The sequence below is a fragment of the Arthrobacter sp. NQ7 genome (genome assembly GCF_029581595.2).
Classification (GTDB): Bacteria; Actinomycetota; Actinomycetes; order Actinomycetales; family Micrococcaceae; genus Arthrobacter; species Arthrobacter phenanthrenivorans_B.
This window is the reverse complement of the sequence record NZ_JARFXU020000001.1, coordinates 425450-437242: the sequence shown is the minus strand read 5'-3', so window position 1 is coordinate 437242 and position 11793 is coordinate 425450. Positions and strand designations below refer to the sequence as shown.

14 protein-coding genes and 1 tRNA gene are annotated in these 11793 nt (G+C 67.5%); 8 read left to right on the top strand and 7 right to left on the bottom strand.

Going from position 1 to position 11793, the window contains the following annotated elements; genetic code table 11:
* The first annotated feature begins 28 nt into the window (after positions 1 to 28).
* A complete protein-coding gene (locus PUN71_RS02060; RefSeq protein ID WP_277797183.1) occupies positions 29 to 1216 on the top strand; it encodes an SLC13 family permease in 1188 nt (395 codons plus the stop codon).
* Between the two features lie 9 nt (positions 1217 to 1225).
* Here PUN71_RS02060 and PUN71_RS02055 read toward each other — a convergent pair whose 3' ends face one another.
* The gene (locus tag PUN71_RS02055) at positions 1226 to 1633 is read right to left on the bottom strand and encodes a VOC family protein (RefSeq protein WP_277797182.1); all 408 of its coding nucleotides are present in this window, start codon (positions 1631 to 1633) and stop codon (positions 1226 to 1228) included.
* Positions 1634 to 1767: 134 nt separating this feature from the next.
* Here PUN71_RS02055 and PUN71_RS02050 point away from each other — a divergent pair, with 134 nt between their 5' ends.
* Both PUN71_RS02050 and PUN71_RS02045 read left to right on the top strand, forming a co-directional pair.
* Positions 1768 to 2751 carry a DNA-3-methyladenine glycosylase family protein gene (locus tag PUN71_RS02050; RefSeq protein ID WP_277797181.1) on the top strand — a complete coding sequence of 328 codons (984 nt, stop codon included), beginning with the start codon at positions 1768 to 1770 and terminating at the stop codon, positions 2749 to 2751.
* Positions 2752 to 2873: 122 nt separating this feature from the next.
* Positions 2874 to 3386 (top strand): hypothetical protein, encoded by a 513-nt coding sequence (locus PUN71_RS02045; RefSeq protein WP_277797180.1) that lies wholly within the window; start codon positions 2874 to 2876, stop codon positions 3384 to 3386.
* A 10-nt stretch (positions 3387 to 3396) separates the two neighbouring features.
* On the opposite strand, the gene PUN71_RS02040 is transcribed toward PUN71_RS02045, so the two are convergent.
* Positions 3397 to 5073 (bottom strand): AMP-binding protein, encoded by a 1677-nt coding sequence (locus PUN71_RS02040; protein ID WP_043454051.1) that lies wholly within the window; start codon positions 5071 to 5073, stop codon positions 3397 to 3399.
* A 103-nt stretch (positions 5074 to 5176) separates the two neighbouring features.
* Between PUN71_RS02040 and PUN71_RS02035 the strand changes: the two genes are divergently transcribed.
* Positions 5177 to 5455: a putative quinol monooxygenase gene (locus tag PUN71_RS02035; RefSeq protein WP_277797179.1), complete on the top strand. Its 279-nt coding sequence runs from the start codon at positions 5177 to 5179 to the stop codon at positions 5453 to 5455.
* A 61-nt stretch (positions 5456 to 5516) separates the two neighbouring features.
* Here PUN71_RS02035 and PUN71_RS02030 read toward each other — a convergent pair whose 3' ends face one another.
* Positions 5517 to 5954 (bottom strand): thioredoxin family protein, encoded by a 438-nt coding sequence (locus PUN71_RS02030; protein ID WP_277797178.1) that lies wholly within the window; start codon positions 5952 to 5954, stop codon positions 5517 to 5519.
* Positions 5955 to 6046: 92 nt separating this feature from the next.
* Complete coding sequence (locus tag PUN71_RS02025) at positions 6047 to 6601, bottom strand: acyl-CoA thioesterase (RefSeq protein ID WP_277797177.1); 555 nt, start codon at positions 6599 to 6601, stop codon at positions 6047 to 6049.
* A gap of 71 nt (positions 6602 to 6672) precedes the next feature.
* Here PUN71_RS02025 and PUN71_RS02020 point away from each other — a divergent pair, with 71 nt between their 5' ends.
* Positions 6673 to 7407, top strand: a complete 735-nt coding sequence (locus PUN71_RS02020) for a potassium channel family protein (RefSeq protein WP_277797176.1) — start codon at positions 6673 to 6675, stop codon at positions 7405 to 7407.
* Between the two features lie 403 nt (positions 7408 to 7810).
* Positions 7811 to 8794, top strand: a complete 984-nt coding sequence (locus PUN71_RS02015; RefSeq protein ID WP_277797175.1) for a LysM peptidoglycan-binding domain-containing protein — start codon at positions 7811 to 7813, stop codon at positions 8792 to 8794.
* Positions 8795 to 8882: 88 nt separating this feature from the next.
* Here the strand turns inward: PUN71_RS02015 and PUN71_RS02010 are convergent, their stop codons facing one another.
* The 3 genes from PUN71_RS02010 to PUN71_RS02000 all read right to left on the bottom strand — a co-directional run bounded on the left by PUN71_RS02010 (position 8883) and on the right by PUN71_RS02000 (position 9994).
* Positions 8883 to 9308, bottom strand: coding sequence for a CBS domain-containing protein (locus PUN71_RS02010; protein WP_277797174.1), 426 nt, complete (start codon positions 9306 to 9308; stop codon positions 8883 to 8885).
* A 184-nt stretch (positions 9309 to 9492) separates the two neighbouring features.
* Positions 9493 to 9574: transfer RNA gene (locus PUN71_RS02005), tRNA-Tyr, on the bottom strand.
* Positions 9575 to 9739: 165 nt separating this feature from the next.
* The gene (locus PUN71_RS02000) at positions 9740 to 9994 is read right to left on the bottom strand and encodes a hypothetical protein (protein WP_043454040.1); all 255 of its coding nucleotides are present in this window, start codon (positions 9992 to 9994) and stop codon (positions 9740 to 9742) included.
* Positions 9995 to 10180: 186 nt separating this feature from the next.
* Between PUN71_RS02000 and PUN71_RS01995 the strand changes: the two genes are divergently transcribed.
* Both PUN71_RS01995 and efeU read left to right on the top strand, forming a co-directional pair.
* Complete coding sequence (locus PUN71_RS01995; RefSeq protein ID WP_009357171.1) at positions 10181 to 10672, top strand: YajQ family cyclic di-GMP-binding protein; 492 nt, start codon at positions 10181 to 10183, stop codon at positions 10670 to 10672.
* A gap of 239 nt (positions 10673 to 10911) precedes the next feature.
* Positions 10912 to 11775, top strand: a complete 864-nt coding sequence (gene efeU, locus PUN71_RS01990) for an iron uptake transporter permease EfeU (protein WP_277797173.1) — start codon at positions 10912 to 10914, stop codon at positions 11773 to 11775.
* The last annotated feature ends 18 nt before the right edge of the window (positions 11776 to 11793 follow it).

Genomic DNA, 11793 nt, shown 5'->3' with positions numbered 1-11793 from the left:
TCCCTGCCGGGGGTGCGAGGATAGGCCGGTGAAGCAGTTCGCATGGCTGAAAGCCGCCCGCAGCTACCTGCTGCCCGGCGCTGCCCTGGCCGCAGGGGCGGCCACTTTGGCCGCCGGGGCCCTCCCCCTCCCCGCCTTCGGGGAGCTTGCGTCCCGGACCATCCCCATCCTGGCCTTCGTGCTGGCGATGTCCCTGGTGACCGAACTGGTGGACGAGGCGGGGTTGTTCAAGGTGCTGACGGACCGGCTGGCCGCCTTCGGCCGAGGACGGGTGTTCTCCCTGTGGCTGCTGGTAGTGGCCGTGGCGGCGGTCTCCACCGTGTTCCTTTCCCTGGATACCACGGCCGTGCTGGTTACTCCCGTGGTGGTGCTCCTGGCTGTCCATGCCCGGATCCCGCCGCTGCCGTTCGCCCTGACCAGTATTTGGCTGGCGAACACCGCATCCCTGCTGCTTCCGGTGTCCAACCTGACCAACCTTCTGGCCCAGGACCGGCTGGGCCTGAACCCGTTGCAGTTCGCGGGCCTGGTGTGGGCTCCGGCGCTGGTGGGCCTGCTGGTTCCGGTCGTGCTGCTCTGGCTGGCTTTCCGGCGGGACCTGCGGGGAACGTACGGGCCGCAGCCTGCGCACCGGGTGGGAGACCGGCTCCTGCTGCGGGCCGCGGCGGCCACCTTGCTGATACTGCTGCCCGCCCTGGTGTCCGGGGTTCCGGTGCAGTATCCGGCCCTTGCGGCCGCGGCCGTCCTGCTCGCCGTCTTTGCCTGGCGGCGGCCGGCGGTCCTGCGCTGGTCGATGGTGCCGTGGCGCCCGCTGATGCTGACCGTGGGCCTGTTCATGCTGATGGAGGCCCTGCACGCGCACGGGTTGACCGACCTGCTGGCGGGGGTGGCCGGGGCCGGGGACAGCCTGCCTGCCCTGCTGCAGCTGGCCGGGGTGGGAGCGGGGGCGGCAAACGCCGCAAACAACCTGCCGGCCTACTTGGCGCTGGAACCGGTGGCCGGCTCCCCTGCCCGTCTTGCCGCCCTGCTGATCGGAGTCAACCTGGGCCCGCTGGTAAGCCCCTGGGCATCCCTGGCCACGCTGCTCTGGCACGAACGGCTGCGGGTGCTGAATGTTCCGATCCGCTGGGGCGGGTTTGCCCTGGCGGGACTTGTGGCCGTTTTGCTGACGGTTCCGTTGGCCGTCCTGGCGCTCTGGCTGGCGTCCGGGGCGCCCTGAGCGTACCGGTCAGCTGCCCGCGGCCGCGCCGCCTTCGCCGGCGGGAAGGTTCTCCCAAAGGCCCAGCACGTTTCCTTCCGGATCCCTGAAATAGGCGGTGTAGCCCATCCCGGGAATCTCATTCCTGGGCACCACCACCGAACCGCCCAGCTCCTCCACGGCCTTGAGGGTGGCGTTGATGTCCGGCACGTCAATGGTGATGACCGGGCTGGTGATCTGCCCATCCCTGGCCATCATTCCGCCGTTGATGGCTCCTGGAGTTGTTGATTGCCCGGCGTCGTCCATTCCCGTGGTGATGACCATGGTGTAGTCCATGCCGGGCACCGGTTCGATCCGCCAGCCCAGTGCCTGCCGGTAGAACTTCCTGGCCCGGTCCTGGTCGTCGGCGGGGATCTCGAAATGCACTACTCCACCCATGGTGGCCCTCCTTTTTTCGCACCGCTTTTTTCGCACCGCTTTCTTTGCACCGCGGCGATCGTAAACCCGGGTTCCAAGGAGGAGAAGGGACTATGGTCCCGCCGCTGTCGGCGGTCCGTGGGACGATGGGAAACATGACGATCGCAGAGGCACCTCCCCGGCTGGCGGCCGCGGCGGACATGTCCGCGCGGTGGTATCCGGGGGCGCCATACAGCCTTTCCCGTACCCTCGGACCGCTCCTGCGCGGCAACAGCGATCCATCGTTCTTCGTGCAGGGCGACGTCATCTGGAACGCGTTGACGACGGCGGCAGGCCCGGCAACACTGCGGCTCGCCCCCGCGGGCGGTGAAGCGGGCGGCCCGCTCGTGGACATCCAGGCCTGGGGCCCCGGCGCCGCGGCAGCCGTGGCAGCAGCGCCGCGCCTCCTCGGGGCCGACGACGACTGGCAGGGCTTCGATGAACCGTCCTTCCACGCCACGCTCCCCCGGATGGTCCGCGAGGCGCGGCGGCGCAGCATGGCCATCCGGCTGCCTGCAAGCGGACGCATGGTGGATCAGCTGGTGCCGATCATCCTGGAACAAAAGGTGACGGTGATCGAGGCGCGGCGTGCCTACCGGTACCTGGTGCATCGATACGGGACTCAGGCTCCCCCCGCCGGGACGTCCACGCCTGGCGGCCTGGTCGTGGCGCCAACGGCCGAACAGTGGCTGCAGGTTCCCAGCTGGGAGTGGCACAAGGCCGGGGTGGGGCCGCAGCGGTCGGCCACCGTGATGCGGGCGCTGCGCTCCGCCGCGGCACTCGAACGCCTCGCCACGCTGCCGGCCGCGCTCGCCGCGGAAAAGATGCAGGTCATCCCGGGCATCGGGGTGTGGACTGCCGCCGAGGTGGTGCAGCGCACGCACGGCTGCCCGGACTCCATCTCCGTGGGCGACTACCACCTCGCTGCCTATGTGGGGGCAGCGCTGACCGGGCGCAGGACCGACGACGCCGGCATGCTCCGGCTGCTGGAACCGTGGCGGGGGCACCGGCAACGCGTGGTCAGGATGATCCAGGCCACCGGTTTCCGCAAGCCCACCTTCGGCCCCCGGATGACCATCCAGGACCACCGGGGGCACTGACCGGCGCATCCTTGTTGCGTCTCTTCCGCACATCACTGCTTGATCCGCCCTGCGATGGGTACGGCCACAGGTGACAGCCTCCCGCGGGGGCGGAACGCGGCACCACGACGGAAAGGACTCCAATGGCTTCCCCTTCAGGCAGCTCGGACCCGGCAGCAGATGAAAAGGTGCGGCTCCAGCTGGCCATCTTCGACGTCACCCGGGAGGCTGACGGCAGGAGCCTGGCCGAGATCCGGGAGATGCTGCTCGCCGCCTTTGCGCGTTACGAAGTGGAGCCGCCGCCGGCAACCTGGGTGGAGTCGGTGGCGTCGTCAGCCTTCTACGGCGAGCCGTATATCGTGGATCTTTCCGCGGCAGTGGCGGCGGACGCCTTGGCGCCCGCCCCCGACGGAGACGTGCGCGAACGGCTGGCCGCCCGGCGCGAACTCCAGCAGGAGAAGCTGCCGGCGGATATCTTCCCGGCGCCATCGGAGTGGAACGTCCCGGTCACCGAAGCCGCGGACGGCAGCACCCGCACGGTCTCGCTGACCAAGTGGGACAGCGGCGTGGTCCTGGCCGTGGCCGCGCTGGCGGCAGCGGTGGTGGCCGTCATTGCAGTCCGGGCAGGCACCTCCCGGCGCAGGGCGGCAGCCTAGCCCCGGAGAGTCAGAGCCCCAGCCGGGCCACGGCCTCCTCCCGCATCTGCACCTTGCGGATCTTCCCCGAAACAGTCATGGGGAAACTTTCGCGCACCTCCACATAGCGCGGGATCTTGTAATGCGCCAGCTTCCCGCGGCAGAACTCCGCGAGCGCCGCAGCGTCCAGCGGGTGGGCCCCCGGCTTGAGGATGATGCAGGCCATGAGCTCCTCGCCGTACTTGGGGTCAGGGACGCCGATCACCTGCACGTCCTGGATGGCAGGGTGCGTGTAGAGGAACTCCTCGATTTCCCGGGGGTAGATGTTTTCACCGCCGCGGATCACCATGTCCTTGATCCGGCCCTCCACCACCACGTAGCCGTCCTCATCCATCCGGGCGAGGTCGCCGGTGTGCATCCACCCGTCGGCGTCGATTGCCTCTGCGGTCTTGTCAGGCTGGTTCCAGTACCCGGCCATGACCGCGTAGCCTCGGGTGCAGAGTTCGCCGATCTGGCCGCGTTCCAGTTCCCCGCCGGTGGCGGGGTCCACGATCCGGCTTTCCAGCTGCGGCATGGTGCGGCCCACCGTCTCGGTGCGCTGCTGCAGGGTGTCGCCCTTGCGGGTCATGGTCGACACCGGGGAAGTCTCGGTCATGCCGTAGCAGATGGCCACGTCCACCATGTGCATTTCCGAGATCACCCGGTTCATCACCTCGATGGGGCACAGTGAACCGGCCATGACGCCGGTACGGAGGGTGGAGAGGTCGTAGGAGGCGAAGTCGGGCAGTGCGAGTTCGGCGATGAACATGGTCGGGACTCCGTACAGCGAGGTGCCGGCAAAGTCCTGGACTGCCTCCAGGGCTGCCGCCGGCGAAAAGCCGCGGCCGGGAATGATGGTGGCGGCGCCATGGCTGAGCGCGTTGAGGTTGCCGATCACCATGCCAAAGCAGTGGTAGAACGGCACCGGAATGACCACGCGGTCCCGCTCGGTGTACCCCAGCAGCTCACCAATGGCATAGCCGTTGTTCAGGATGTTGTGGTGGGTCAGGGTGGCGCCCTTGGGGAACCCGGTGGTGCCGGAGGTGTACTGCAGGTTGATGGGGTCGTGCGGGCTGAGCTCGGCCATGCGGGCTTTCAGGGCAGCATGGCCGACGTCGTCCGCGCGCCTGAGCAGTTCGGTGTACGTGAGTTCGGCGTCGCCTTGGGGGCTGCCGGCGTCCAGCGCATCCAGCCCGTGGTCCGGGAGGAAGACCAGTTCGTGCAGGTCCGGGCAGGTCAGGAGTGCCTGGCGGGCCATGGCCACATAGTCGCTGTTCTGGTCCGACGGTGCGGTGAACAGCATGCGCATGCCGTTCTGCTTGACCACGAACTCGAGTTCGTGGCTCCGGTAGGCCGGGTTGACGTTGACCAGGATGGCGCCGGCCTTGGCGGTGGCGTACTGCAGCAACGTCCACTCGGCGCAGTTGGGGCTCCAGATGCCCACCCGCTCCCCCTTGGCCACCCCCACTGCCAGGAGTGCCCGTGCCAGCCGGTCGACGTCGTCGTTCATCTTGGTGTAGCTCCAGCGGCGCGCATCCGCGCCCGGCACCGGGGCGGCCTCGATCAGGGCGTCATGCAGCGGGAACTGCGCGGCCACGCGTTCAAAGTTCGCGCCAATGGTTTCCTCCAGGAGCGGGACGTCAGTGTCCCCGGCTGTGTAAGCACGCATGCTGGCACGCTACCAACCCGATGGCGGCAGGAGAAGGAGGACAGGGCCGGAAGCCGGCGCAACACGGCCGGAACGCCCCATGGCGCCCGGTATTGTGAAATCCATGAGTGCACCCATTGACCTTGTAGCAACGTTCATCCCCAACGAGGGCGAGTTCTTCCGCGTGAAGCTGGCCTTGGAAATCGCGATCGATGAGGTGGTGAAGGAGCCCGGCTGCATCCGTTACGAGCTCACCGAAGCAACCGAGGAGAAGCTGGTGCTGACCGAACAGTGGGCGTCCGAGGAGGATCTGGACAAGCACTCAAAGGGCACCGCCGTGCAGGACCTGAACGAGTCGCTCAGCGCGCTGCTGGCCGAACCGGTCACGGTGGAACGCGTCTGAGGCAGACGCAAAAAGTGCAGGACCTCCGGTGGGAGGTCCTGCACTTTTGCTTTAAGGGGTCTTAGAAATCCGGGATCTGCGTGCCGTCCTGGGGACCACCCTGGGAACCGGCCGGCTTTCCGGCGGAGGCCGCCGCTTCCTCCCGCTGGCGGGCCACATGGGCGTGGACCTCTTCCATGTCCAGCGCCTTCACGGCGTCCACCACCTGTTCCAGCTGCTGGGCGTTCAGCGCGCCGGGCTGCGAGAACACCAGGACCTTCTCGCGGAAGGCCATCAGCGTGGGGATGGAGGTGATGCCTGCCTCCGCGGCGAGCTGCTGCTCCGCTTCGGTGTCCACCTTGGTGAAGAGGACATCCGGGTGCTTCTCGGAAACTGCCGCATAGGTGGGGCCGAACTGCTTGCAGGGGCCGCACCATTCTGCCCAGAAATCGACCAGGACAATGTCGTTGCCTTCGATCGTCGCTGCGAACTGTTCACCTGTGATGTCAAGGGTTGCCATGTGTCCACGGTACGCGTCCCGCCGGTGCGTGTCGCGGTTGTTCGCTCCCCGCGTCATTGGGAATACGGGTAAGGACGACGGCGGCGGAACGGTTAGGAGCCGGCGCCCCAAAGGTGCGGGGCGGGTGTGCGGCTGCCGGGGAGGGCGCTGGAGGCGCGCCAGTCGTGGATCCAATCCGGGAGCACGAGGTCGGCCGGAGGGGCGCCGAATTCGGCCATGATGTCCTCCTGGCTGACCGGACCGGCCTTGGTGACCAGCCGGGTGGCGATGTAGGCACGCGCATAGATCTCGCCGTCGGCCACCATGCGCTGTTCGAAGTAGATCGCCTTGGTGTCCAGCCCGATGATCCGGGTTTCGATGGCGTACTCCTGCCAGAGCTGCAGGGACTTGCGGAAGGAGATGGTTTCCGCGGACACCACCGGGCTCCAGCCGCGGCGGCGCATCCGCTTCCAGACGCCGCTGCGGACCATCAGGTCGAACCGGCCCAGGTCCATCAGGGACAGGTACATGCCGTTGTTCACATGCATGGCGATGTCGATGTCCGTGGGCAGGACGCGCAGCGGCAGGGAAGCCGGGTCCCACACGGACAGCGGCTGGCGGCGGCGGGAGCGGAAGAGCATCAGGAGGGTTCTCAGGAGCAGGTGCATGCGTCAATGTTACCCGCCAGTAACATTTTGCGGCAGGTGCTGCGCGGCCCCTCCCCCGTAGGATTTCCTGCATGACGCAGCAACGCTACCGGGCCTTGGCGGAGTGGCCCCTCATGGCTACGGCGCTGGTTTTCCTTGGTGCGTATGCCTGGCAGGTGATCGGCCGGGTGGAGGGCAGCGGGGCAGACTGGCTTGAAGGGCTGATGTGGGCAACCTGGTGCGTCTTCGTCCTGGACTACGCCGCGAACCTGTGGCTGGCGGAGAACCGCAGGCAGTGGTTCGTCCGGAACCTGCATGAGCTGCTGATCGTGGCGTTGCCGTTCTTCCGGCCCCTGCGCCTGCTGCGCCTGGTGACGCTGCTGTCGGTTCTGCACCGGACGGTCGGCGAAACGCTCCGCGGCCGGGTGGTGACGTACGTGGCATCCTCCGCAGCGCTGCTGGTCTTCGTCGGCGCCCTGGCGGTGCTGGATGTGGAGCAGTGGGCGCCGGACGCCAGGATCACCACCTTCGGCGATGCCCTTTGGTGGGCCACGGCCACCATCACCACGGTGGGCTACGGGGACATGTACCCCGTCACGGCCATCGGGCGGCTCGTGGCCACGGCGCTCATGATGAGCGGCATCGCGGTCCTGGGTGTGGTGACCGCGTCCATCGCCTCCTGGCTGGTCCAGCGGGTGGAGGATACGGCTGAGACGGTGGCCGAGGCCGTAGAGGAGCCGTTGCGCATCGAGGTGACCGAACTGGTGGCTGAGATTGCTTCGCTCCGGCGCGAGATCGCGGAACTGCGGGAACGCCGGACACTGTAGCCCGCCGCAGCCCCTGCGTCCGGCGCCCCAACGCGTGCTGCGGTTGCAAGGGCGCGCGGGGGCAAGTATCCGGGCTTCGCGGCCTGAGTAGCGGCGCCGCCCCCGGCGGGTAGCGCAGCCTGAAACTCGGGTAATTCCTACTGGTGCCTGCGCTGCGGCGTCATTCCTAGACTCGGGATTCCTAGGACCAAACATGCACTGGCAGGTCCCCCGGGTGGCTTCCGGGAATGCCCGCCTTCACGCGGAGCTCCGCATTTTCTGGGTATGCGGATGCCTCCAACCTGTGCCGCCTGCGGCTTCGGCAGATGCCGGGGCCGGCGGCGCACCACATCTCGATCCGTCCGGCGACCTGGCATGCCCCAAAGGCACTGCCTGGCCGGACCGTACCCGGATGGGCCTACCCATGAAACAGAAAGAATTCACCTCACCCGACGGCACGAGCAGAAGCTTCGCCACCGACGAACCAAGGACGGACCTTAACACCGTCCGCCCGGCCATCAGCAACAAGTTGTGGGCCGGCATGGCAACAGCGGCCGTGGTGGCCGCAGTGGGAGTGGGCGCCATGGCAGCGCCTCCCGCCACCTTCAGCGGCGGGGCCACGACGGCGGCCCAGGTGGCAGAGGCCGCTGCACCGCCGGCAACAACTACGCCCACCGAGCCCGCACCGTCCCGCGCCGGCAGCCAGGGTGACGAGGCTGCCGCACCGGCTGCCGCAGCTCCGGCGGCCGAAGCAGCACCGGCAGCGCCGGACCCGGTTCCCGCCCCCGCCCCGGAACCTGCCCCCGCTCCGGCACCCGAACCGGCCGGTGACCCCAATCTGTACACCGTGGCGCCGGGCGACACTGTCGGCGCGATCGCCGCCAGCCATGGCGTGGACATGAACGCGATGCTGGCGGCCAACGGACTGAGCGCCTACAGCATCATCTACCCCGGCCAGGCACTCCTGCTGACCGGTCCCCCGGTGGCGGTGGCGGCACCTGCCCCGGCTCCGGCGGCTGCGGCACCCGCGCCGGCTCCTGCCGCCGCCCCGGCGCCCGCGCCGGCACCCGCAGCGCCCGCCATCCGGACCATCTACGTTGCCGGCTCCGGCGGCCAGGCCATGGTGGACGCCTGCATCGGGCCGATCCACTTCACGCCGAACGACGGCTACTCGCTGTTCATCACCGAGCACGACTTCTGCGGCGGGTGGGCACGGTTCTCCGGCATCGGCGTGGGCGAGACGGTGAGCATCCCCGGCTATGGCACGTACACGGTGACCGGCCGCGGAACAGTCCCCAATCCAGGCACCACCAACGATGTGATTGCGGTCTTCGGCGGCTTCCCCCGGGCCATCCTGCAGACCTGCATCCCGGGCACCAGCCAGATGCTCCTGATCGCACTGAACTGATCCGCCCAGCCAACACTTCACAAGCTTGTCCGCGGGTCCGGCCCCCAAGGGGTGGATCCGCGGACAAGGCCACGATGCGCCGCCGGCGCTACACGCCGTGCCGCTCCGAGATGTGTTCAACCAGTTCGCCCACGCGCTGCTCGGAGTAGTTGCGCGCGATGTCGCCCTGGCTGATGATACCCACCAGCCTGTGGTCCGAGATCACGGGAAGGCGGCGGACCTGGTGCTTCTCCATCATGTCGATGGCAGCGTCAACATTCGCGTCGGCATCGATGCAGTACGGCTTGCCCGAGGCGAGGTCGCGGGCCATCATCTGCCCGGGATCGCGGCCGGCGGCGACGCACTTGAGCACGATGTCGCGGTCGGTGATCATGCCCTTGAGCTTGCCGTCGTCCCCGCAGATCGGCAGGGCGCCGCAGTCGAGGTCCATCATCATCCGGGCCGCGTCCACAAGGGACTCGCTTTCACCGATGCATCGCGCATCCGTGGTCATGAATTCACGTACAGCACTCATTGGCTCCTCCTTCATCGATGGATTATCGACGCAGGGCATCGGGCGCGTGCGCCGATTCTGCCAGACTACGCCCGCACCACCTTGGTGTCGACGGCGATTTGCGGCTCCGCGAAGGCCGGCCGCCACGGGCGTCGGACAACAAAAAACCTCCGGAACCTGATGGTTCCGGAGGTCTTTCCTTGGGTGGCAGATGAGGGATTCGAACCCCCGTAGGCGTTGCCAGCTGATTTACAGTCAGCCCCCTTTGGCCGCTCGGGTAATCTGCCGAACTTCAAAGAAGTACCCGCCGATGCAGTGTTCGGAGCGTCCGTTTCCGGGCCGTTCCGCTTCAGTAACCGCGGGCAAGACAACTTTACAGAACTTCCGCCGAAGAATCGAATCGGGCTCCGGGATGCCCCCGAAAGCCAGCACCGGCGCGGAAAACCCCGGGGTCACGAGCCGCCGAGGATGCGCCCGGCAAGCTTGGCCTCGAAGCTTAGGGCCTGCTCCTCGGTAATCTGGTTCAGCTGCACGGCCCGCTGCAGGTCCGCCCGCACCCCGTCCATCCGGGACGAGGCATCCGCCGCCGGGCTGAAGATGATGGAGGCCGCCACCGCAGCTGCAGCCACGGATGTCGCCGCCGTTGCCACCGCCCCCGCTGCTGCTGTCGTGGTGCGGGTGACGTAACGGGCGGCTTTGCGGTGCATGGTGTTCCCTTCGAACTGCGGTACAACTGCTCCAACTTTGGCCGGCGCTCCTTCGTTCCTTCAGGGTGTCCGCTGAGAGGGAACTGTGAATCCCGCACCCCCACCCGCCCGTGCATCCGTACTAGGCTGGATGGCAGTGATTTAGGCCCTGTTCCCGCGCAGGGCTCCCATCAACAAAGGAGAGTCATGGCAGGCGAGTCAACGTTCGACGTCGTAAGCAAGGTGGACAAGCAGGAAGTCGCCAACGCCCTCAACCAGTCGCAAAAGGAAATTGCCCAGCGCTACGACTTCAAGGGTGTCGGCGCGGAGATCGACTTCAGCGGCGAGAAGATCCTCATGAAGGCCAACTCGGAGGAACGCGTCAAGGCCGTCCTGGACGTCTTCCAGTCCAAGCTGATCAAGCGCGGCATCTCGCTGAAGTCCCTGGACAGCGGCGAGCCCTACGCCTCCGGCAAGGAGTACCGCCTGGAAGCTTCCATCAAGGAAGGCATCGCCCAGGACCTCGCGAAGAAGATCAACAAGCTCATCCGCGACGAAGGGCCCAAGTCGGTCAAGTCCCAGATCCAGGGCGACGAACTGCGGGTCTCCTCCAAGTCCCGCGACGATCTGCAGGCCACGATGGCCCTGTTGAAGGACTTCGACGAAGCCGACCTGCAGTTCGTGAACTTTCGCAGCTGATCTCCGCGCCGCGGTTTTCGACGCGCCTACAGTTTTCCGCTGCAGCTGAAGGCCGGCGCACCCCATATTCGGGGTGCGCCGGCCTTTTTGCGTGTCACGGGAACGCCCCGGGCGGCCCGGGGACGGGCCTCGTAACGTGGATCGGATTACGGCACATTTAGTTTGCGTAATCATCCATGGCAGGTAACCTCTTCCTTAGGACTGCCTAAGTAAGGGCAGCCTGAGCGAAAGAACACTTCATGACTGCCAACTTCCTGATCGGCCTGCGCGAAGGACTCGAAGCCACCCTGGTGGTGGTCCTCCTCATGGCCTACCTGGTCAAGACGGACCGCCGCCACCTCATCCCCCGGCTCTGGGCCGGGGTTGCAGCCGCGGTGGCGGTGTCGGCCGGATTCGGCGCGCTGCTCACCTTCGGGCCCAAGGGCCTCACGTTCGAGGCGCAGGAGGCGATCGGTGGCGGCTTGTCCATCATCGCCGTCGGTTTGGTGACGTGGATGGTCTTTTGGATGGCCCGCACTGCCCGGACGCTGGGACGCGACCTGAAGAGCCGCGTCGACCGGTCCGCCGGCGGAGCCGGCTGGGGCCTGGCCGTGGTGGCCGCGATTGCCGTGGGCCGCGAAGGCCTGGAAACGGCACTCTTCCTCTGGGCGGCTGCCAAGGCCACCGGCGAGTCCACGCAACCTCTGATCGGCGCCCTGCTGGGCCTGGCCGCGGCGGCAGCGTTCGGCTACCTGCTGCACCGGGGCGTGCTCAAGGTCAACCTCTCGCGCTTCTTCACCTGGACGGGCGCGGCCCTGATCGTCATCGCCGGCGGCGTCCTGTCCTACGGCATCCATGACCTCCAGGAAGCCCGCATCCTGCCGGGACTGCACTCGCTGGCCTTCGACATCAGCGCCGCCGTCCCGCCGTCGTCCTGGTACGGCACCCTGCTCAAGGGCACCGTCAACTTCTCCCCGGCCACCACGTGGCTGGAAGCTGCGGCTTGGCTGCTCTATGTAGTACCGGCGCTGTTCCTGTACCTGCGCACGCACTTCAAGCCACTGCCGCCCAGCACTGCCCCGGCCGGAAACGGGACCCCCGCCCAGACCCCGGCCGCTGCCTGACCCCTCACCGCCACCCCG

Coding starts and splice junctions, on each gene's coding strand:
- PUN71_RS02010 (WP_277797174.1), bottom strand. CDS start 9,308: ATGAGTGCTGTACGTGAATTCATGACCACGGATGCGCGATGCATCGGT.
- PUN71_RS02045 (WP_277797180.1), top strand. CDS start 2,874: ATGGCTTCCCCTTCAGGCAGCTCGGACCCGGCAGCAGATGAAAAGGTG.
- PUN71_RS02025 (WP_277797177.1), bottom strand. CDS start 6,601: ATGCACCTGCTCCTGAGAACCCTCCTGATGCTCTTCCGCTCCCGCCGC.
- PUN71_RS02035 (WP_277797179.1), top strand. CDS start 5,177: ATGAGTGCACCCATTGACCTTGTAGCAACGTTCATCCCCAACGAGGGC.
- PUN71_RS02050 (WP_277797181.1), top strand. CDS start 1,768: ATGACGATCGCAGAGGCACCTCCCCGGCTGGCGGCCGCGGCGGACATG.
- efeU (WP_277797173.1), top strand. CDS start 10,912: ATGACTGCCAACTTCCTGATCGGCCTGCGCGAAGGACTCGAAGCCACC.
- PUN71_RS02040 (WP_043454051.1), bottom strand. CDS start 5,073: ATGCGTGCTTACACAGCCGGGGACACTGACGTCCCGCTCCTGGAGGAA.
- PUN71_RS01995 (WP_009357171.1), top strand. CDS start 10,181: ATGGCAGGCGAGTCAACGTTCGACGTCGTAAGCAAGGTGGACAAGCAG.
- PUN71_RS02015 (WP_277797175.1), top strand. CDS start 7,811: ATGAAACAGAAAGAATTCACCTCACCCGACGGCACGAGCAGAAGCTTC.
- PUN71_RS02020 (WP_277797176.1), top strand. CDS start 6,673: ATGACGCAGCAACGCTACCGGGCCTTGGCGGAGTGGCCCCTCATGGCT.
- PUN71_RS02055 (WP_277797182.1), bottom strand. CDS start 1,633: ATGGGTGGAGTAGTGCATTTCGAGATCCCCGCCGACGACCAGGACCGG.
- PUN71_RS02000 (WP_043454040.1), bottom strand. CDS start 9,994: ATGCACCGCAAAGCCGCCCGTTACGTCACCCGCACCACGACAGCAGCA.
- PUN71_RS02030 (WP_277797178.1), bottom strand. CDS start 5,954: ATGGCAACCCTTGACATCACAGGTGAACAGTTCGCAGCGACGATCGAA.